Raw genomic sequence first — 21,092 nt, forward strand, 5'->3', positions numbered from 1 at the left:
TATACCGGAAGCGGCCGCGCCGGGGAGGGAGGGGCGCGGCCGCTTCTTCAGAGAGGTGCGGGCCCGGCGGCCGCAAGCGCTGCCGGGCCCCGCGGAAACGGTGCTGTTACGCGGGAACGTTCGTGACTTCCTTCTCGTTCGCTATCGCTCCCGTGGTGTCGCCGGGCTCCTTGGCGGCCGGGCAGGGGTTGATGGCGATGGACGGCGTGGTCTCGTCCGGCGAGGGCATGGGGGCGATGCCGGCCACGGTGCCGGTGTGAGCCGCACGCAGCTCCTCGATGTCGCCCCACTCGAGCGCCCGCACGGGGCAGGCGTCCACGCAGATGGGGTTCAGACCCTCGGCCACGCGGTCGGCGCAGCCGTCGCACTTCTGGGCCTTCTTGGCGTCGTCGAGGGCGGGCACGTTGTAGGGGCAGCTCGTCACGCAGGCGCCCACGCCCGTGCACTTCTCCTGGTCGATGTGCACGAGGCCCGTCTTGCCGTCCTTCTCGATGGCGCCCGACGGGCACTTGGCCATGCACGCCGGCATGGCGCAGTGGTTGCAGGCCAGCGACACATGGTAGGCGAACGTGTCGGTGGTGTAGACGCCGTCGCCGGCATCGGTCCACGAGCCGCCCTCGTAGTCGTACACCTTGCGGAACGCGATGGTGGCGGGCAGGTCCTTGTAATCCTTGCACGCCATCTCGCAGGTCTTGCAGCCCGTGCAGCGCGTGCTGTCGAAATAGAAACCGTACTGGGTCATGGTTGCGTTCCTCCTTTACGCTTTCGCTACTTGGACGATGAGCGAGTGCACGCCGTTGCCCTTCGCGAGCGGCGAGGGATGGTAGGGGGTGATGGTGTTGATGCAGCCGCCCTTGTCGATGCGATCGCCCGCCATATCGGCGTCATGCCACGCGCCCTGCGGGATGCCCACGGTGCCGGGGATGATACGCGGCGTGACCTTGGCCTCGATGAGCATCTCACCCACGGGGCTCTTCACGGAGCACTTATCACCGTTGGCGATGCCGCGCTCCTGGGCGTCCAGATCGTTGATCCAGATCTGCTGGCGGCAGGCCTGATTGAGCTCTTCCACTCCGCCGTAGGAGGAGTGTGTGCGGGATTTGTAGTGGAAGCCAGAGGCGTACAGCGGGAATTCGTCGGTGGTGCTGCCGTAGCCTAGGTAGCCCGGGTCGAACACGGGGATGGGGGTAACGACGTCGCCCTCGGCCAACTCGAGCTTCGCGGCATCCTCGGCAAGGCGCTCGGCGTAGATCTCGATCTTGCCCGACGGCGTCTCAAGCGGGTTCTTAGCGGGATCGGCCACGAAGTCGACCAGGCCGATGACCGGCTCGAGCTCGCGCTTGTAGTGCCCCTGGGCCTTGATTTCGTCCCAGCTGGGCATGTTGCCGTCCTTCTCGGCGGACTTCTTGTAGATCTCCTCGATCCACTGCTCCTGCGTCTTGCCCTCGGTGAAGTCATCCTTCAGGCCCAGCTTGTCGGCGATACCGGAAACGATGTCGTACTCTTTCTGGGCATCGCCCGGGGCATCCTGCGCCGGGCCGCCCACCACGACGCCGTTGTAGTACTCGGCATAGCCGTTGGCCGCCATGTGCATCTGCTCGGCGCGCATGGCGTCGGGCAGCAAGTAGTCGGCGTACTTGGCGGAGTCAGTCATGACGGTGTCGATGACCACGATGCACTCGAGCTTGCTCTCGTCCTGCAGGATGTCGTGCACGAGGTTGATATCGGAGTGCTGGTTCGAGATGCAGTTGCCGCCGTAGTTCCAGAGGAACTTGATGCCGGTCGAAAGCTTGTCGGCGCCGCGCACGCCGTCCTTTGCGGCGGTCATCTGCTCGCCGTGGTCGGCGGCGTTGAGCCACTGGTAGCAGTTGATAGCCGTCTTCACCGGGTTCTCGCCCTTGGGCATGCTGCCCAGGATGCCGCCCGGCTCGGCCTCGCGCATGCCCGTGTTCGTGCCGGGCTTGCCGATCATGCCCGTGAGGATGGGCAGCATGCAGATGGCACGCGAGGTGTTCTCGCCGTTGTTGTGGCGCTGCGGGCCCCAGCCCTGCACGACGAACAGCGCCTTTGCGGACGCGATGTCGGCGGCCAGCTGGCGGATGCGATCGGCGGTGATCTGCGTGATGGGGGCAGCCCACTCTGGCGTCTTCTCCACCATGTCGTAGCCGGTGCCCATGATGTAGTCCTTGTAGGACTTGTTCTGCCCCTTGGCGGACTCGGGCATGGTGTCCTCGTCGTAACCCACGCAGTACTTGTCCAAGAACTCCTTGTCTACCTGGTCGTTCGCGATCAGCTCGTGGGCGATGGCGTTCACGAGGGCCGCGTCGGTTCCCGTGCGGATGGGCAACCACTCGTCAGGGTGTCCGGAGCTCGTCTCGTTCAGGCGGTAGTCGATGTTGACGATCTTCGCACCGGCCTCGCGCACCTTCGCGAAGTCGTAGACGATGTTGGCGCCGCCCATGCGCGTGTCGGCCGGGCTGTTGCCGAACATGATGACCAGGTCGGACTTCTCGGCCTCCGACATGGACGAGGCGTACACGCTGTCATAGGGGTTGCAGCCGTCGCCGTAGGTGTAGGGCATGCCGGACTGCATCATGTTCGTGGAATAGTCGGCGTAGCTCTTCAGGTAGCCGCCCATCAGGTTCGCAAGGCGCGGGAACAGGCGGCTTGTGGCGGAGGAAACGCCGCTGCCGTAGTTCATGTACACGGCCTCGTTGCCGTACTTGTCGATGGTGTTCTTGAGCGCGTCGGCGATGCCCTGGTATGCCTCGTCCCAGCTGATCTCCTTGAACTTGCCCTCGCCGCGCTTGCCCTCGCGCTTCATGGGCTTCATGAGGCGGTCGGGCGAGTTGATCCAGCGGCGGATGGTGCGGCCGCGCAGGCAGGCACGGGCCTGCAACCCGGCGGCATTGCCCACGTTGTCCGTTTCGGCGTAGACGATCTTGCCGTCCTGCACGTGCCAGCGCAGCAGGCACGAGCCGCCGCAGTTGACGACGCACTGGCTGTAGACGATCTCGTCAGCCGTCGCGGCGCCCCCGTCCTTGGCGCCTTCCTCGCTCTTGGGGGCGCAGCCGTACAGCGCGCTTCCGGCGGCCCCGGCCAGCGCGAGCCCGGCGAGCGAGCCCTTCACGAACGTGCGGCGCGACAGCGTCGCTGCTTCGTTCATTGCCATGGTTTCCCTCCTTCTCCTTGGTAACTCCTCCAAGGGCCACGCTACCGAAATAACAGGGCAGCAGAATCACACTTTGCATGTGATTTAAGCGTTTGTCCAGTTCAGGGAGGTGTGGTATCACCCCATTCGCCGGGCGGCCTGCACAGTGCGCAGGTTGCCCGGTGCTGCTTTATACTATAATGGACGCACAGGGCAAGGAGATCGAGGCAGGGGAGGGCCGACTTCACGTGGCAGAAGGCGCCGCGCATACGCATGTGTCCAGTTGGGGGTACGCGTGCTTCCTCACGGTGAACGCCACGTCCATCTGGGGCGGCGTGTTCCCGTTTCTGCCGATGGAGTTCCAAACGGCGGAGGTCACGCTCACGTTCTTCCTCGCTCAGTCGCTCGCGTTCTGGGGCGCGTTCGTGGCAAGTGCCGTGGGGTCGTACCGTTTCCCGCACGGGGCGCGGCGCATGCTGGTGTCGTTGAGCGCCATCCTCGTGTTCGCCGGGTCGGCGTGCCTCATCGGCGCCATGTACGTTTTCGAGGCCGTGCTCGTGCTCGTGGCCGCGGGCGGCGTGCTCTTGGGCATCGGGTGCGCGGGCCTGTTCATGCTCTGGCAGCGTTACTTCGCCTCGCTGCCGCCCGCCCAGGGCAACGTGCGGCTCGTGGTGGGCACGGCGCTTGCTCCCTTCATCTACTTCGCGCTGTACCTTGTGCCCATCGCCCTCACAGCGTTCCTCGTGCCGCTCGTGTTCGTGCCCTTGTGCGGTCTCTGCATCGCGCTCTCCGTGCGCGAGATGCGCATGGACCAGCCCATGTTCGAAGATGTGCCGCGCCAGCATCCGCAGGTCTACCGCCAGGTGGTTTCCGACTACTGGCGCAGCGCGCTGTGCGTGGGATCGCTCGCGTTCGCCAGCGGGGTCATCCGCGGCATCGCCCTTCTGCACCAGGAGATCAGCTTCGTGGTGAACAGCGCTTCCATGCTGGGCTCGTTCGTGTCGGCTGCCGTGCTCTTGCTGCTGTGGCGGCGCATGAGCTTCCGCTTGGGGCTCACGTCGGTGTTCCGTGTGGTGTACCCGCTGGTCATAACGGGCTTTTTGCTGCTGCCGTTCTTGGGCGCGGGCTACCTGAACCTGTTCGTCGCCTTCACCTACATGGTGTTCTCGCTCGTGCTCATGCTCATGATGATGCAGTGTGCGCAGGTCTCGCGCGACCGCGGCATCAACCCCGTGTTCATCTACGCGTTCTTCGGCGCCGTGGTGTACCTCATGCAGGCCGTGGGCTTTCTGCTGGGGTGGGTGAGCGACTTCGTGTCGGTGGACGGGTTCGACTGGTTGTTCTTCGTGGCCATGGTGTCCAGCTACGTGCTGGGCATCACGCTGCTGGTGTCCACGGGCACGCTGTTCAAGGCCGTGGCATCGAAGGGCACCGTGACGGCGGATCCCATCGAGTTTTTGCGCCGCGGCTCCGCCGACGCCGACGGACGGAGCCCCGCTTCCGGCCCTGCAAAGGACGGCAAGCCCGCCAAGCCCGCCAAGGCCGCGCCGAAGCGCCGCAACCGCCCCAGCGCCTCGGACGACGCCGGCGCCATCCGCGACCGCACGTCCAAGCAGTGCCGCGCCATGCAGGAGGCCTTCGGCCTGTCCACGCGCGAGACGGAGGTCATGGAGCTCATCGCCCGCGGCAACAGCATGGCGAGCATTGCCGAGCGCCTGGTCATCAGCGAGAACACGGTGCGCACCCATGCGAAGCACATCTACACGAAGCTCGACATCCACAAGCGCCAGGAACTGTTGGACATGCTCCACGAGCGGGAGGGGTAGGGAGCTGCGTGCGGGAAATCGCTGATTGCGATCAGTGCACAGGGTGCCTACTTCGCGAATTCTACAGGTTCTGTTACAGAGCAGTGAACGTGCTCCGAAAAGGCACGGCAAAGACGAGAAAGGCTACTTAAATGAAGGAAATTACGATTGATGTATGGGCGATAGTGTCTGAACTGATCGAGCGGGTTCCCGGTTTGCTTATAAATCGCGAGGCATTTTTGAGGGATGTATTTCGCGATAAACTTAGTCCTGATCAGTTGAATAGAGTGGTTGAACTTGGCGATTACGGAGATGTTTCGCTGGATATGCTCGACTCGGCGGCGAATTCTTGCATCAACAAAACGCGCTTAACCACTTCAGGAGCTTCGTTCGTCGCGGGCTTACCGAGTTCGCTTCCGACGCTTCCCGCCACTGTAACCGCCGACATAACGCAGTCATTCGCTTTTTATGTTCGCATTGCGCAGCAGCTTTCTTACATATATGGAGAAGCGAACGACTTTACAAAGATGCAAGATGACGACAGGATGACGAAGCTTCTGCTGTACATCGGGGCTATGTTCGGCATCGAGGCAGCGTCGCAAGTGCTTGCCTTGATGAGCTATAACGCAGGAAGAATACTTGCCAAGAAATTCGGTCAGGTTGCTGTAACTAAAGTTCTTAATGGGGTCCCATGGAAAGTGGCGAGAACGATTGCCAAAATGCTCGGGGTCAAGCTGACGAAAGGCGTTGTTCAGAAGGGTATCTCCAAGGTCGTACCGGTTCTTGGCGGGGTCGTGTCGGGTGCTTTAACTTACGCAACATTCGGTCCGATGGCGAAGAAACTTCAGTGTGCTCTTCGCGATAACCTTAAAGCATCCGAAGCGGAAATCGAGGAGCTGTACGAAGTTATATCTTCGGAAGACGATATGGATATTGCGATCTCTGTCTGCAGCGATGTTATTGAAAGCGAGGTGTTGGACCCCGCAGAGTTCAAGGAGGATGGCTCCAAGGAGAAAAGCTAAGCAGGAGGTCACTGATATATCGGGCTCCGCCCACCTTGAAACGCGAGCGGCTGGTTCTCCCAGTGCTATTCTACTAGGTAGTTTCACTTATAATCCTCTTGCGGAAGCTATGCATGGCTTCCGCAGCTGGTCGTCGCTGGAACCGGACACCGGCGCAGTGCTAATGCTACCTATAGCTCCCAGTATCATGCCACCGGATCCAGCGGCGCCCGTCCATCGCCGATAAGATTGATGCCGACAGGCTCCGTAGAATACTGCTCGAGGACAGGCGCCCTGCGACAAGGCCAGCTTCCATTCATCGAGGAAGGGGAACTATGGAGCGGGCGGAGATGGATTACGACGTGTATGTCGGCGTGGATGTCGGGAAGACCAAGCATTACGCGGTGGCGCTCGACGGAGCAACGGGCAAGCGGTTGTTTTCCCGACCCTTCGGCCAGGATGAGGCGAGCATTCGCGAGCTGCTGGAGGATGCGAGCGGCTACGGCAAAGCGCTCGTGACCGTCGACCAATTCGGCAACATCGGACGATTGGTGGTGGCGGTCGGCAAGGATATGGGATTGGACGTTGCCCATATCACCCCCAAGGACTTTAAAGACATCTCTACGACCTACAAGGAAGGAAAATCGGACGCCAAGGACGCCTTCATCATCGCCGACGTGTCCCTCAGCACCCCGAGGCTGATCCGGCCGGTCGGCACGCGCGACGGTGTGATCGCAGAGATCAAAGTCCTCAACTCGCGGCGGGCGGATATCGTCAAAGAGCGCACGCGCTACTACAACCGCCTGCACGACCTCCTGCTTCAAGCGTCCCCGCCCCTCGAGCAGCTTTTCGAGGGCGAGAAGCTCCATTCAGGCCTGGCCGTGAAGATGTTCGAACGCTACGGCGGCCCGCGCGGGCTCAAGCGCGCCGGCAAGGCCCGCGTGTCAAAGTGGGCAGGAAGCGTCAAGTGCCAGAAGAACCGTGGCCCGGCGATGGCGGAAGAGGTATTCGAGGCGCTTGGCACCATGACGGTTGAACTCCCGGCGACCGAGGTCATCGAGATTCAGATCAAGAAGCTGGCCAGGCGCATCCTCGAGCTCGACCAGGAGGAATCCGAGCTGGACGCCGCCATCGAGGAGCGCGCAGATGCGGTGCCCGAGACGGCGATCCTGAAGAGCATTCCCGGCATCGGTCGCGTCCACGGGGCGACGATCGCCGCCGAGATCGGCGACATCAGCCGCTTCCCAGACGCGAACCACCTGGCTTCCTACGGGGGCATCGCGCCCGTGAAGGAAGAGTCGGGAACGAGCGTCAAGAAGAACAAGCGGAGAAAGAGCGGGAACCGGAGGCTCAAGAACGCGCTCATCCAGTCGGCGCAGATGGCGATTCGATTCGATCCCAGATGCAAGGCCTATTACAACAGAAAGCGCGCCGAGGGCTTGAAGCGCAAACAGGCGCTCCGAGCCCTGGCGCGACGGCGCGTAGACCTCATCTACGCGCTCCTGGCGAACGGCACCTTCTACGAGCCGTCGCATCGCGCAGCAGCCTAGCCCTTTTCCGAAAGCAGGTCCTTTGCGCTCCTCGTATTATAGAGCATGGGGGGTAGATTTTGCACACCCTGATCCCAGTCGGGGCAACAAGAAAGCCTTTCTTTTCCTCGAGGATCGAGCGGAAATGTCGCCTATAATATCGATCTGGACGGGCTGTGCATGGCTCGTCCGCTGGTCGTCGCTGGAACCGGACACCGGCGTTGCAATATTGCTCTCCGAGAGCCTAGCAAATCATGCCACCGGTTCCAGCGGCCCCCGTCCATCGCCGATAAGATTGATGCCGACAGGCTCCGTAGAATACTGCTCGAGGACAGGCGCCACGCGACAAGGCCAGCTGCTCCGTCTAGGGAGATAAATCAAAGAGTAAGGAAAGCTTCTGACAACGGAGGCTTGGTTGGTTGTGCGCCAAACAGGCTGGCAGCCGTCTCTTGACCGCAGTTTTCAAGGAATCCACGCCCCGTGATTTGCTTTTATTTCGTTATAGATTGATACTGGTGCGCGAAAACGAACGGCGATCGAGCGAGGACGACAGCAGCATGACGGCACAAGAGCTACCGAACGGATTCACCGGGTTCGCGAACCGCAAGCCGGGCTTCGAGCCGGCCAGCGCCAGCGTGGGGCACACGCCGGTGGGAGGCTACACCACAGGCGGCGGCGCGTCGCTCGCGGGCGTCCCAGCTGGCTACGAGCGGGGCGCGCAGGGGGCGTTCCAGTATGCACGCGACCATGCGCGGCCCGACACGGGCGCGGCGAGCTTCGACCCCGACAAGCTGCGCCTCATCCCCGACACCGACCGTCGCTGGGCCTGGACGGAGATCGATTTGAACGCTTTGCGCCACAACGTGGCGTCTCTCAAGCGCCACGTGGGACCCGGCGTGCGCGTCATGGCCGTGGTGAAGGCCGACGGCTACGGGCACGGTGCGGTGCGCTGCGCGAAGACGGCGCTGAACTCCGGCGCCGAGTATCTGGGCGTGGCCACGGTCAACGAGGCCATCGAGCTGCGCGAGGCACTGGTGAATGCGCCCATTCTCGTGCTCTCTCAGCCCCCTGACGAGGCCATTCCCCTGCTGCTGGCCTACAAGGTCATGCCGAGCGTCTACACGCCCGACTTCGCCATCCGCTACGCCGAGGCGGCCGACGCCTTCGGCATCCGCGCGCCGTACCACCTGGCCGTGAACACGGGCATGAACCGCATCGGCGTGCGGCACGACCAGGTGGTGGAGTTCCTGTCGCAGGTGAGCTTCCACCGCGCGCTCGACCTGGTGGGCACGTTCACCCACTTCGCCACGGCCGATGCGCCCGAGACGCTGGACTTTCACATACAGACGAAGCGCTTCCTCGAGGCTATCCAGGGCATGCGCGTGGCCGGCGTCGACCCCGGCATCATCCATGCCGCCAACTCGGCTGCGGCCATCCGCTATCCCGACGTGCACTTCGATATGGTGCGCCCCGGCATCGCGTTGTACGGCCTGCACCCGTGCCCGGAAACGCGCACGATGATCGACCTCAAGCCCGTCATGAGCGTGCACGCGCGCGTGACCGATGCGCGGCTCGTTCCCATGAGCGAGGGCGTGAGCTACGGCATGAACTACCGCAGCCCCGGCAGCGTGAAGATATGCACCGTGCCCGTGGGCTACGCCGACGGCCTGCGCCGGGGGCTCTCGGGCCGCACGGACTTCATCGTGTCCGGCCAGCGGTTCCGCCAGGTGGGCAACATCTGCATGGACCAATGCATGTTCGAGGTGGACATGCGCATCTACGGCACGCGCCGCCGCGTGGACCCGCAGATCGGCGACGAGGTGGTGCTGGTAGGACGCCAGGGAGACTCGGTGATCACGCTCGACGACATGGCGAACACGCTGGGCACGATCCACTACGAGCTGTCCATCGGGTTCGCGCAGCGCATGCCCAGAGTGTACGTGTAGGCTCTCGCAAAGAGCAGGGAGAAGGGGGATTCGCATGCCCAAGCCGCATATTCCGCTGGAGGACATCCGCGCACAGGTGGAGGCCTGCCGCAAATGCCCGCTGGCCGACGGCCGCACGCAGACGGTGTTCGGGGTGGGGAACCCCTCGGCGCGCGTGCTGATCGTGGGCGAGGCGCCGGGCAAGAACGAGGACTTGCAGGGCGAGCCCTTCGTGGGCAAGGCTGGCCAATATCTGAACGAGCTCTTGGCTATCGCGGGGCTGGCGCGCGAGGACGTGTTCATCGCGAACGTGCTGAAGTGCCGGCCACCCGGGAACCGCGACCCGCGCCCGGAGGAGATCGAGCTCTGCACCCCGTACCTGCGCGAGCAGACGCGCACCATCGACCCCGAGTTCATCGTCACGCTGGGCAACTTCTCCACGAAGTTCATCCTGAAGACGGAGATCGGCATCACGCGCCTGCACGGCACGCTGCAGCGCGCGGGCAAGTTCAAGGTGTTCCCCATCTTCCACCCCGCCGCCGCCATCTACGACGGCTCGAAGCGCGAGGCCCTGGAGAACGACTTCGCCACGCTCGGCGAGCTGCTGCGCGCGAGCGACGCGGAGAAGGCGGCGGCGCCTGCCGAGCAGGTCGACAGCTCCGCGACTCCTGCGCAGCCCGCCTCTGTTGCCGCCGAGCCGCCGGCGGACGAGACCTCCGCCGTCTCGCAGCCCGCGGTGGAGCAGCCGCATCTGCTCTAGGGAACACCGATATCTGCGTCACCTGCCCTGCGCTTCCGTACCCCGCTAACGAAAGTTTTCTTTCGTTAGCGGGGCATTATCGCGTCGTAACGAAAGAAATCGGCTGGTTTCTTTCGTTAGCGGGGTGTGACAAAGGGACGGGGATAATGTCACGCTCTGCGACTGGCAACGACGCCGAAACTCTTGCAGGAGCGTGACATTATCCCCGTCCCTTTGTCACACCGAAACTCGTGCGGGAGCGCGACATCAACCCCGTCCCCCTGTCACGCCCTACAGCCATTTCTTCCTCTTGAAGATCACGAGCTCCACCACGATGATGACGATGCATATCACGATGATGGCCTGATAGCCCCATTGCCAGTCCAGGCCGGGCATGTTCGCGAAGTTCATGCCGAACCAGCTTGTGATGAGCGTGAGCGGGGCGAACAGCGTGGTGATGACGGTGAACCACTGCATGGTGTCGTTCTGTTGGATGTCGATCTGCGTCTGGTAGAGCTCGCGCAGCTGCAGGCTGTACTCCTTGAGCGTCTGCGAGCGCTTGAGCAGGCGCTCCACCGTTTTCTCGAGTGAGTGGAACAAGCGGGCCTCCCCGTTGGTGAGCAGCTTGTTCTCGTTGTCGCCGATGGTGCCCGTCATGTCCACGAGCTGCTGGTAGAAGGTGTCGATGCGCAGAAGCCGCCGCCGAAAGCCCAGCATCTTGCGGTTCGCCACGTTGCCGCAGCGGTCGATGATCTGTTCCTCCACGTCCTCCATGCGGTCCTCCACGTCGGCGAGGTACGTCAGGTCGTCCTTCACGAGCAGCTTCATGAACTCGAACAGGCAGTGCGCCGCCGTGGGTTCCTTCAAAACGCCGATGCGCTCGATGTCGTCGAGCAGGCGCGTGCATACCTGTCCCTCGTCGATGAAGATGAGGTTCGTCTTGTTCAGGTAAAAGGCGAACTTGAGCGTCTCGCCCATGAGGTCCTTCTTGTCGGGGACGGCGAACGAGCCGATGAGGCTGTCGGGAAACACGTCGAGGTAGGTGCTCTCGGCTTCCGTGAGCGTGCGCAGCGCCGAGAGCGTGTCGGCGCCGGCCACGCCGAGCTTGGCGAACTCCTGGGTGGTGATGACCTCCACCACCGATGCCCCCGGCTCGATGGGCTGGTCGAGCGGCACGGCCTTCAGCTGCTTGGTCAACACGTATTTCTGCGCCATGGCTGCTTCCTCCTCGATGGGCGCCGATGCGGACGGCTGCACCGCGCCCTGCGGACGGCTACGCGGCAATCAGCTCGCCTTCTCCGTCGAAACGCAGGGGCCGCATGCGCCGGCTGCGCCCTCCATCGATTATAGGTTCCCTGCCACCTCGGCGATTTTCTCTCCGCTGACCGCTCGGTAACCTGTTCGAAACATGGGGACGGCGGGCATGTTGCTATAATGGCCGCCATACTTCTATGGGGAGCGGCACCGCCATCGTCCGGTGCTGCTTCTCTATCTGAGAAGAGAGAGGGCGAAGCCGTGTATCCCATCGAACGAGTAGAACCGCTCAATGCGGAAGTCACCCGCATGGTCGTGCGCGCGCCCGAGATAGCGCGCAAGATCAGGCCGGGCCAGTTCATCATGCTGCGCATCGACGAGCGCGGCGAGCGCATCCCGCTCACGATGAACGAATGCGACCCGGAGGCGGGCACCGTCACCATCGTGTTCCAAGCGGTGGGCGCCACCACGATGCGCCTCGCGCAGCTGAAGGCGGGCGACGCGCTGCTGGACTTCGCGGGGCCGCTCGGCAACCCCACCGAGCTCGAGGGCGCGCGCCGCGCGTGCGTCATCGGCGGCGGTCTGGGAACGGCCATCGCGTACCCGCAGGCCAAGTGGCTGCACGAGCATGGCTGCGAGGTGGACGTGATCACCGGCTTCCGCAACAAGGACCTCATCCTTCTCGAGGACGAGATAAAGGCGTGCTCCACGCGCCAGATCATCATGACCGACGACGGCTCGAACGGCAACAAGGGCCTCGTGACGCAGGCGCTGCAGCAGCGTATCGACGAGGGCGCGGATTACGACCTGGTGCTGGCCGTGGGTCCCGTCATCATGATGAAGTTCGTGGCCGCCACCACCAAGCCCTACGGCATCAAGACGCTCGTGAGCATGAACCCGCTCATGATCGACGGCACCGGCATGTGCGGCGGCTGCCGCGTGAAGGTGGGCGACGAGTACCTGCACGCCTGCGTGGACGGGCCGGACTTCGACGGCCACCTGGTGGACTACGACGACGCCATGCGCCGTGGCGTGATGTACCGCAGCTTCGAGGGCGCGGCGCGCGAGGCGGCCGAGGGCCGCGACTGCAACGGCGGAACCGACGGCGAGCGGAAGGGGGCGTAGCATGGCGACCAGCTACGAGGTGAACCGGCAGAAGGAGAAAACGCCCGTTTCCGAGCTCGATCCGGCCGAGCGCGCGAAGACGTTCGACGAGGTGGCGCTGGGCTATACCGAGGAAGAGGCGGTGGCCGAGGCGCGCCGCTGCATCCAGTGCCCGAACACCCCCTGCGTGGGCGGCTGCCCGGTGGGCGTGCCCATCCCGCGGTTCGTCGAGCAGGTGGCCGAGGGCAACTTCGCCCGGGCGTACGCCATCGTGAAGAGCGCGAACTCGCTGCCGGCCATCTGCGGGCGCGTGTGCCCGCAGGAGACGCAGTGCGAGGGCGTGTGCACGCGCGGCAGGAACGGCGAGCCGGTGGCCATCGGCCGCCTGGAGCGCTTCACATCCGACTGGGCGTTCGCGCATCCCGAGGAGGCGGCCGCGGCCATGGACGGGCTGCGCGAGGAGTGCGCTGCGGGCGACGAGCTCGCCTGCAGCATCTGGCGCGGCGCGGAAGGCGCGGTGTCGCAGGACCTGGCCGGCAAGCGCGTGGCGGTCATCGGCTCGGGTCCGGCGTCGCTGACCTGCGCGGGCGAGCTGGTGAAGCGCGGATGCGACATCACGGTGTTCGAGGCGCTGCACAAGGTGGGCGGCGTGCTCACCTACGGCATACCCGAGTTCCGCCTGCCGAAGGACCTCGTGCAGCGCGAGGTGTCGAAGCTGGGCGACAAAGGCGTTTCGTTCGAGGTGAACGCCCTGGTGGGCAAGCTCTACGACATCGACGAGCTCATGGAGGACCGCGGCTTCGACGCCGTGTTCGTGGGCACGGGCGCGGGGCTTCCCAGCTACCTGGGCATCGAGGGCGAGGGCCTCAACGGCGTGTCGGTGGCGAGCGAGCTTCTGACCCGCGTGAACCTTATGAAGGCGTACCAGTTCCCCGAATACGAGACGCCGGTGTACGCGGGCAAGAAGTGCGTGGTGGTGGGCGGCGGCAACGTGGCCATGGACGCGGCGCGCACGGCGAGGCGCCTGGGCGCCGACGTGACCGTGGTATACCGCCGCGGACGCGAGGAGATGCCGGCGCGCGCCGAGGAAGTGCACCATGCCGAGCAGGAGGGCATCAAGTTCCAGCTGCTGACGAACCCGGTGCGCATTCTGGGCGACGAGAGCGGCTGGGTGTCGGGCGTCGAGTGCGTGCGCATGGAGCTGGGCGAGCCCGACGCGAGCGGACGCCGCCGCCCCGCGCCGATCGAGGGCAGCGAGTTCGTCATCGACATCGACATGCTGGTGGTGGCGGCAGGGTCGAAGACCAACCCGCTGATCGCGAAGACCACCCCGGGGCTCGAGGTGACGCCGCGCAGCCTGATCGTGGCCGACGAGCGCACGGGCGCCACGTCGAAGCCGGGCGTGTTCGCCGGCGGCGACGCGGTGATCGGCGCGGCGACCGTCATCCTGGCCATGGGTGCCGGCAAGCGCGCCGCGGCGGGCATCGGGGAGTATCTGACGCAAGAGTAACGCGTTTATCCATCGTTTTCTGGAACGAGTGTTTCACGTGAAACACTCGTTCGTTTTATTGAGGAGGCCTTCCATGTCGTTCGACCCGATCGCCTACATCAACGAGCCGCGCTGGCTAGAGTCGCGGCTCGGGCTCGATCGCATTCGCGAGCTGCTCGATCGGCTGGGCCGGCCGCAGGACCGCCTCAAGTTCGTGCACGTGGCCGGCACGAACGGCAAGGGGTCGACCTGCGCCTACCTCGCCTCCATCCTGCAGGCCGCGGGCTTGCGCACGGGGCTGTTCACCAGCCCGTACCTCATCGCGTTCGAGGAGCGCATCCGCGTGGACGGGGCGAACATCTCGGCCGACGACCTCGCCGAGGCGACGCTGCTCGTGAAGGAGCAGGCCGAGGCCATGGCGGACCATCCCACCGAGTTCGAGCTCATGTGCGCTGTGGCGCTCGTGCATTTCGCGCGGAGCGGCTGCGACATCGTGGTGCTCGAGGTGGGCCTCGGCGGCCGCCTCGACTCCACGAACGTCATCGACGCGCCCGAGGTTGCCGTCATCGCGCGCATCGGGCTCGATCATACGAAGCTGCTCGGCACCACGCTTGCCGCCATAGCAGGAGAGAAGGCGGGCATCGTGAAGCCGGGTTCGGCCGTGGTGTCGTGGCCCCAGGAGCCCGAGGCGATGGTGGCGGTCGAGGCAGCGGCTGCGGCGGCGGGTGATGTGCTGACCGTGCCCGACTTCGCATGCTTGGAAGCAGGCTCGGTGGACTGGGGGGCTCCCGGGGCGCCTCTGCGTCCGTTCTCCTATGGGCGCTTCACCGACCTGCGCACGCGGCTGCTCGGCAGCTACCAGCCCGCGAACGCGGCGCTCGCCATCGAGGCGGTGGAGGCGCTGCGCGTCCGGGGTTGGGCCGTCAACGACGATGCGGTTCGCCGGGGCATCGCCGAAACCGCGTGGCCCGGGCGTTTCGAGATCGTGCGCGCGGCGTCGGGGGAGCCCACGGTCGTGGTGGACGGCGGCCACAACCCGCAGGGGGCCCGCGCGCTCGCCGATTCCCTGGCCGACGTGTTTCCCGGCCGCAAGCCCGTGTTCGTTGTCGGCGTGCTGGAGGACAAGGACTATCCGGCCATGTTGGAGACGGTGCTGCCGCTCGGTGCGGCGTTCGTGTGCGTGGCGCCCGACAACCCCCGCGCGCTTTCCGCCGACAAGCTGGCGCGCGCCATCCGCTGGACGGGCCAGGACCTCCTGGGATGCTCGGCCTGCACGCGTCCCTACGTTGCGCGCGATATGGCCGATGCGCTCGCCCGCGCCCGCGAGCTGGCCGGCCCGGACGGCCTCGTGTGCGCCTTCGGCAGCCTCTACTCCGTGGGGGCGGTGAAGGCGGTGCTCGGGGCGACGGCGTAAGCGGGCGGAAGGCGGCTGCCGGACGCCCGGGCCGTCTTCGCGCGAACCGGCCGCCAAGGCAAAGCCCCGCCCGTTGCAGGCGCGCAACGGGCGGGGCGGCGGGGCGCAGCCGGCAGCGCCGGCGTGCTAGGATGGTGCTCTACAGGGAATCGATGTACGCCACGAGGTCGCCCACGGTGTTCAGGCCCTCGGGCTCGCCGAAGTCCACCTCGCAGGCCTCCTCGAGGTCGCAGATGAGCTCCACCATGTCGAGCGAGTCGATACCGAGCGAGTCGAACGTGGACTCTGCGGTCACGGTGGACGGGTCGATGTCGAGGTTCTCCTGCAGGATGTTCGTGATGGTGTCGATGGTGGCCATGGGCCTTCCTTTCTATGGAAAATCGTCGGCATCCATGGTAGCAGACGCGCGGGGCGCGCGCAGCCCCCGCGCACGGAAAGGGCGGCGCCCGGAGCGCGGGCGCCGCGGCGAGGAGGCGGCGATGTGCGGACGGTTCGTCATGATCCCGCGCGACGTGGTGGAGCGCATCGTGCGCGAGGTGGAGCAGGGCCTGCCGCCCACCGTGCCCGACTACGAGCTGGCCGGCCTGGACGCGTTCCCCGGCGCGTGCGTGCCCGTGGTGGTGCCGGGGGAAGGCGCGGGCGGGTCGGGGCGCCTGGCGGTGGCGGAGCTCGATTGGGGGTATCCGGTGAGCTGGGCGAAGCGGCCCGTGTTCAACACGCGCGTGGACACGGCCACCGGCCCGCGCGGCCAGATGTGGCGCGAGTCGCTTGAGCAGCGCCGCTGCGCCGTGCCCACGCTGGGCTTCTACGAGCCCCACCGAACCGAGCGCGCCGTGAGCCCCAAGACGGGCCGCGAGGTGAAGGTGCAGTGCGCGTTCGGCCTGCCGGAGAACCCGGTCACGTTCTTGGGCGGCATCTACGAGGACGGCCATTTCTCGATCATGACCTGTGAGCCCAACCGCTGGGTGCGCGACGTGCACGACCGCATGCCCCTCGTGCTGCGCCCGTCCGAGCTGGGCGATTGGCTGGGCCCGCGCTATGCCGACTTGTTCGACCGCCGCGACGTGGAGCTGGCCTGCCGCGTGGCGTGACCGGACGAGGCGCGTCCCCTACGCCAGGTCGCCGCGCGCGGCGAACACGGCGGCGATCACGTCCTCGAACAGGTCGACGTTCGAGGTGGTGTACGGTATGTTCGACATGACGCTCACCAGGTAGCGGCGTCCGTCCTTCGCCACGATGCCCGCGTCGCACAAGGCGTTGTACTCGCCGTTCTCGAACGATTCCATGGACCAGCCCGGCTTGCTCTGTACCTGAACGCCCTCGTCCTTCAGAGCTTCGCGCAGGTAGGATGTCTCGTCCCTCTCGAGCAGCCCCGCGAGCCACTGGGCCGTCTCGGTGCCGGAGGCCAGGTACTCGCTCGCGTTCGGCCACAGCCGCACGCCGTCGCGCACCGTATAGTGCGGGAACCACGTGTCGTAGGCCAATGCCGGGTCGACGCCCAGGCCCTCCAGGTACGCTGCCAGCGCGTCGTCGCTGTAGTCGTAGCGCAGGGCGCCGTAGGTGTCGTTGCTGGAGAACAGGATGGCGCTCTCTATCATGCTGCCTATGAGTTCGGAGCCCTGCGAGGAGAACACGCCCGACTCGCTCATGAAGCCGCTCGTGACGAAGTCGTCGCGGGTGGCGAGGCCCGTCTCTAACTGGCTTTGGCAGAAGTAGACGCAGTACGGCCCCTTGAACGAGCTGGCCCCGTAGAACACGGCGTCCACGTTGCTCGCGATGCCGCGGCCGGTGCCCAGGTCCACAAGCGCGAACCCGAAGGAGCGGTCGTTTTCCGCGAAGGGGGCGAAAGCCTGGTCGATCGCCGCTTTCGACGCGTCGGACAGCACGGGCTGCACGGCCACGGCGCTGCCCTCCGCCGGGGCGGGGGCGAACGCTTGCGGCTCCGTACCCGTCGGAAGATCCAGCTCGGCCAACCCCGTCTCGACGGCGGGCAGCGCCGCAAGGCGCTCCTCGGGTGTGGGAGGGCTCTCGGCCTCGGCCTCGGCGGCGGGCTCCTCTTCCGTCGGGGTAGCAGAGCAGGTGCTGAACAGGTTTGATATCCCGAAAAAGAGCAATGCGCACGCGGCTACGACGCCTGCGACGAGCACGATCCTCCGCAGCGGGTTCTGGTCGGGCCCGCCGCCGGCGTAGAGCGTGGGGGCGGGGCGCGCGGAGGAGCGGGTCGCCGGGCGCTTGGACGGGCGGGCGGCGACCTGTCCGGCGGGATGGGCGTCGGGCCGCGGTGCGGTGCGGTTCGCGGGGCGCTTTGAAGCCGGGGAGGTACGCTCGGCCGGTCGGGACGCTGGGCGTTCGGTCACGTGCGCGGAAGGCCGGGCCGAGGGGCGCTGCGGGCGGTTCGACCGGGTCTGCGGCCGATCCGCATCCCCGTTCTCGGGCGCCAATGCCTCGCCGCACGTGCGCGTCTGCGCGTCCTCCGGGGTCGACGACCTCCGGTTTCCCGCATTTTCCGCGGCCGGGCCGATCTGCTCGGCCGTCTGGCCGGGGGTGCTCTTCAGGTAGTCCCGGGCGGAGAGCACGACCCGCCCCGCCCGGGCAGGGCGGGGAGAACGGGAGGACCGAGCGTCATCGTGCTTGTTGGGATCGGTCACCGTTCTCCCCTTCGGATGCTAGGCTTCTTCGCGCTGCTTGAGCAGGCCGTAGCCGCCGTCGTCGCGGCGGTAGAGCACGTTTACCATGTTGGTGTCGCGGTCGGTGTAGGCGAAGAAGTCGTGGCCCAGTAGGTCGATCTTCACGAGCGCCTCCTCCTCGGTCAGCGGCTCGAACTCGATCTCCTTCACGCGCACAACCTCTTCGTCGGCTGCGAGCTCCTCCATGAGCTGGTCGAGGTCCTTGGTCGGCACGGGCTCGGTGCGGATGGTCTCGTCCACGGCGCGCAGTTTGCGGTCGATGACCTTCGTCTTGTACTTGCGCAGCTGGCGGACCACCTTGGCGGCGGCCACGTCGATGGCTGCGTACATGTCCTCTTCGCATTCCTCCACGCGGATGATATGGCCCTTCGTGCGCAGGGTGACCTCGCAGCAGGCAGGACGGGGATTCGCGGGATTCTTCTCCACGTACAGAACAACCTCGGCAACGAGAGGGTCGATGTCCATGACCTTCATCGAGTTGCCGATCTTCTCCTCGGCGTATTGACGCAGTGCATCGGTTACGGGCATTTTGCGTCCGGCTACGGTAATGCTCATAGCACTCACCTCTTACCTCGTGGCGAATAAAAAAAGCTTGGCCGGAAGCCCTGGCCGAGGTCGTGCGGGGCGGATACCGATATGCCGCTCATGCAAGACCCAAGTCGACTCCTCACGCCAAACTGATAGGTACAGCATAGCGCAAAACGCCCGACTGCGGCAGGGTATTTTAGAGTCGTTGGCAAAACGGCGCACGCGGCGGGGGCATGCGGGGTGCCGTCTTGGAGAGAATGCGCTACGTTGTGAAATCGGGTTGGAAACGAGTGGCGAATACGTGGCCCACGAGGGTGTATAAGGGATAATACGACCTTCAGGCATTGTCGACAGATAGGGCGGACATGGCATCCACACCGGCCAAAGAGCAGAAGCTGTTCATCAACGAGGTGCAACGCCATCAGGCGCGCTACCGCAAGCTCATCCAATTCACGCACTCTTCGACGAAGGCCGCGGGCGCCATGCTCCTGGCGGCCGTCGTGGCGCTGATCGTGGCGAACACCGGGGCGTACGAGGCGTTCCTGGACTTCTGGCACACGGAGGTGGGCGTTTTCTTCGGCGACGGGTTCGCCGGCATGTCGCTCGGACACGTCATCAACGACATCTTCATGGCCATCTTCTTCCTGCTGGTGGGCCTGGAGGTGAAGTACGAGCTCACGGTGGGCGAGCTCACGAACATCCGCCAAGCGCTGCTGCCCATCGTGGCGGCCGTGGGAGGCGTGCTGGCTCCCATCGGCATCTACCTGGCCTTCAACGCGACGAACCCGGAGACGGCGCACGGCTGGGGCGTGCCCACGGCCACCGACATCGCGTTCGCGCTGGGCATCCTGGCGCTCTTGGGCAACCGCGTGCCGAACGGCGTGCGCGTGTTCCTGAGCACGCTGGCCGTGGCCGACGACATCATCGCCATCTTGGTCATCGCCATCTTCTACGGGCACAGCCCGTCGCTGCCGTGGCTGGCCGTGGCCGCCGTCGTGCTGTTCGTGCTCGTGCTCATGAACCGCAACCACATCTACTCGCTCATTCCGTACCTGCTGGTGGGAGCCGTGCTGTGGTACTGCGTGTATATGTCCGGCGTGCACGCCACCATCGCCGGCGTGCTGCTGGCGTTCACCATTCCCTCGGGGTCGCGCGTGAACATCAAGAGCTTCCTCACCTGGTCGGGCGACAAGGTGCGCGAGGCGCGCTCGGCCTACCAGCCCGAGACGCCCGTCATCGCGCAGGGCGGCTACATCGAGACGGTGCAGGACCTGAGCCGCGTGGCGCGCCAGGTGGTGCCGCCGGCCACGCGCCTGGAGCACCGGCTGTACCCCTGGGTGTACTTCGGCATCCTGCCGCTGTTCGCCCTCACGAACGCCGATGTGAGCTTCCTGGGTGTGGACGTGGGCGCCATGCTCTCGAGCCCGGTGCTCTACGGCGTGCTGCTGGGCCTGCTCGTGGGCAAGCCGCTTGGCATCATGCTGTTCAGCATGGCGGTGGTGAAGTCGAAGCTGGCGTCGCTGCCGGAGAACGTGAACTGGTTCCACATGCTGGGCGCGTCCATCCTGGGCGGCGTGGGCTTCACCATGGCCATCTTCGTGGCGAACCTGGCGTTCCCCGACGAGGGCCTGGTGGCCACGGCGAAGCTGGGCATCCTGGCGGCGTCGCTCCTGGCCGGGGTGCTGGGCTTCGTGCTGCTGCTGCTGCAGGCGAAGGCGGCGCAGAAGCGCGGAGTGGCGTACCTGTCGTCGAGCGCCGACGACATCACGCGCCAGACGGCGGGCGACGAGGCCGCGCGCGAGGCCGAGGAACTGCTGCGTGATTTGGAGGATCCGGCGATCAAGGACGAGGTCGAGGCGGCGAAGAAGCGCGGCGGCGTGTTCGAGATAGCCGTGGACTTGGGACCGACCGGCCTTTTGGGCGGCGGCTCCATCGGGGACGTGCGCGAGGCCGTGCGCAACGAGGTGGTGCGCGTGCTGCGCGAGGAGGGCAAGGACGACCTCCTGGAGAAGGTGCAGGAGGAGTTCAAGGAGCACGCCGGCGAGCCCCCGCTGGCCAGCGTGGAGGAGACGCTTCTGCGCGAGAGGGGCGAGGACGCCCTTTTGAGGGCGATTCGCCGCGAGAGCGATGACGTCGTCGGCATGAGCGGTGGCAAGGGCGGAGACGAGGACGAGCCGCGGGATTAACGGCCTCCGGTATCCGCGTAGGGGGGCGTGCCGGTGCCCGGTATGCGCCCGTCCAGGCCGCCGAGCTTCCGTTCTCCGCGCGAGCCGTGCCGCACCTGCGCCATGCCGCGACCGCCGGTGCCGCGCTTCCGCACGGCCGCAGGCTGCGCTGCGTGCGAGTCCCGGGAGACGGCTGCCCGGGCCTCGCTGTCCGCATGGCTTCTGCGTGGGGTTCGCGCCCGCCGTGCGAGCCCTGCGCTATACTGTACGGTCGAAAACGCCATGCGAACGAAGGGAAACC

16 protein-coding genes are annotated in these 21,092 nt (G+C 65.6%); 10 read left to right on the forward strand and 6 right to left on the reverse strand.

The annotated features are described in order from the left end of the window. Positions 1 to 106 precede the first annotated feature (106 nt). Entirely contained in the window at positions 107 to 742 is a 636-nt protein-coding gene (locus tag K9U15_RS12495; protein WP_301156269.1) for a DMSO/selenate family reductase complex B subunit, read from the reverse strand. A 15-nt stretch (positions 743 to 757) separates the two neighbouring features. Beyond that, complete coding sequence (locus tag K9U15_RS12500) at positions 758 to 3,172, reverse strand: DMSO/selenate family reductase complex A subunit (RefSeq protein ID WP_301156271.1); 2,415 nt, start codon at positions 3,170 to 3,172, stop codon at positions 758 to 760. Positions 3,173 to 3,399: 227 nt separating this feature from the next. On the opposite strand from K9U15_RS12500, the gene K9U15_RS12505 reads away from it, so the two are divergent. From K9U15_RS12505 to K9U15_RS12525, 5 genes are all read left to right on the forward strand, one after another. Further along, a complete protein-coding gene (locus K9U15_RS12505) occupies positions 3,400 to 4,977 on the forward strand; it encodes a LuxR C-terminal-related transcriptional regulator (protein WP_301156272.1) in 1,578 nt (525 codons plus the stop codon). A gap of 131 nt (positions 4,978 to 5,108) precedes the next feature. Then, a complete protein-coding gene (locus tag K9U15_RS12510; RefSeq protein ID WP_096227808.1) occupies positions 5,109 to 5,978 on the forward strand; it encodes a hypothetical protein in 870 nt (289 codons plus the stop codon). A gap of 314 nt (positions 5,979 to 6,292) precedes the next feature. Next, the gene (locus K9U15_RS12515) at positions 6,293 to 7,507 is read left to right on the forward strand and encodes an IS110 family transposase (RefSeq protein WP_096227809.1); all 1,215 of its coding nucleotides are present in this window, start codon (positions 6,293 to 6,295) and stop codon (positions 7,505 to 7,507) included. Between the two features lie 536 nt (positions 7,508 to 8,043). After that, the gene (gene alr, locus K9U15_RS12520; RefSeq protein ID WP_096227810.1) at positions 8,044 to 9,432 is read left to right on the forward strand and encodes an alanine racemase; all 1,389 of its coding nucleotides are present in this window, start codon (positions 8,044 to 8,046) and stop codon (positions 9,430 to 9,432) included. Between the two features lie 34 nt (positions 9,433 to 9,466). Beyond that, a complete protein-coding gene (locus K9U15_RS12525) occupies positions 9,467 to 10,171 on the forward strand; it encodes a uracil-DNA glycosylase family protein (RefSeq protein ID WP_096227811.1) in 705 nt (234 codons plus the stop codon). 270 nt (positions 10,172 to 10,441) lie between these two features. Here the strand turns inward: K9U15_RS12525 and K9U15_RS12530 are convergent, their stop codons facing one another. Continuing rightward, entirely contained in the window at positions 10,442 to 11,365 is a 924-nt protein-coding gene (locus K9U15_RS12530; RefSeq protein ID WP_123673315.1) for a CorA family divalent cation transporter, read from the reverse strand. Between the two features lie 300 nt (positions 11,366 to 11,665). Here K9U15_RS12530 and K9U15_RS12535 point away from each other — a divergent pair, with 300 nt between their 5' ends. The 3 genes from K9U15_RS12535 (at position 11,666) to K9U15_RS12545 (ending at position 15,411) form a co-directional block, all read left to right on the forward strand. Continuing rightward, entirely contained in the window at positions 11,666 to 12,529 is an 864-nt protein-coding gene (locus K9U15_RS12535; protein ID WP_041239275.1) for a sulfide/dihydroorotate dehydrogenase-like FAD/NAD-binding protein, read from the forward strand. A gap of 1 nt (position 12,530) precedes the next feature. After that, a complete protein-coding gene (gltA, locus tag K9U15_RS12540; protein WP_096227813.1) occupies positions 12,531 to 14,018 on the forward strand; it encodes an NADPH-dependent glutamate synthase in 1,488 nt (495 codons plus the stop codon). A gap of 73 nt (positions 14,019 to 14,091) precedes the next feature. After that, positions 14,092 to 15,411 carry a folylpolyglutamate synthase/dihydrofolate synthase family protein gene (locus K9U15_RS12545; RefSeq protein WP_123673311.1) on the forward strand — a complete coding sequence of 440 codons (1,320 nt, stop codon included), beginning with the start codon at positions 14,092 to 14,094 and terminating at the stop codon, positions 15,409 to 15,411. 139 nt (positions 15,412 to 15,550) lie between these two features. Here the strand turns inward: K9U15_RS12545 and K9U15_RS12550 are convergent, their stop codons facing one another. Next, a complete protein-coding gene (locus K9U15_RS12550; RefSeq protein WP_123673309.1) occupies positions 15,551 to 15,769 on the reverse strand; it encodes an acyl carrier protein in 219 nt (72 codons plus the stop codon). A 121-nt stretch (positions 15,770 to 15,890) separates the two neighbouring features. Between K9U15_RS12550 and K9U15_RS12555 the strand changes: the two genes are divergently transcribed. Then, positions 15,891 to 16,502 carry an SOS response-associated peptidase gene (locus K9U15_RS12555; RefSeq protein ID WP_301156276.1) on the forward strand — a complete coding sequence of 204 codons (612 nt, stop codon included), beginning with the start codon at positions 15,891 to 15,893 and terminating at the stop codon, positions 16,500 to 16,502. 18 nt (positions 16,503 to 16,520) lie between these two features. Here the strand turns inward: K9U15_RS12555 and K9U15_RS12560 are convergent, their stop codons facing one another. Then, entirely contained in the window at positions 16,521 to 18,059 is a 1,539-nt protein-coding gene (locus K9U15_RS12560) for a serine hydrolase (RefSeq protein WP_301156278.1), read from the reverse strand. 18 nt (positions 18,060 to 18,077) lie between these two features. Next, on the reverse strand, positions 18,078 to 18,653 hold the full coding sequence (raiA, locus tag K9U15_RS12565; protein ID WP_087189928.1) for a ribosome-associated translation inhibitor RaiA: 576 nt from the start codon (positions 18,651 to 18,653) through the stop codon (positions 18,078 to 18,080). A 338-nt stretch (positions 18,654 to 18,991) separates the two neighbouring features. Here raiA and nhaA point away from each other — a divergent pair, with 338 nt between their 5' ends. Then, on the forward strand, positions 18,992 to 20,812 hold the full coding sequence (gene nhaA / locus K9U15_RS12570) for a Na+/H+ antiporter NhaA (RefSeq protein ID WP_087189927.1): 1,821 nt from the start codon (positions 18,992 to 18,994) through the stop codon (positions 20,810 to 20,812). Positions 20,813 to 21,092: the final 280 nt, after the last annotated feature.

The organism is Gordonibacter sp. RACS_AR68 (assembly GCF_030418485.1).
Classification (GTDB): Bacteria; Actinomycetota; Coriobacteriia; order Coriobacteriales; family Eggerthellaceae; genus Gordonibacter; species Gordonibacter urolithinfaciens.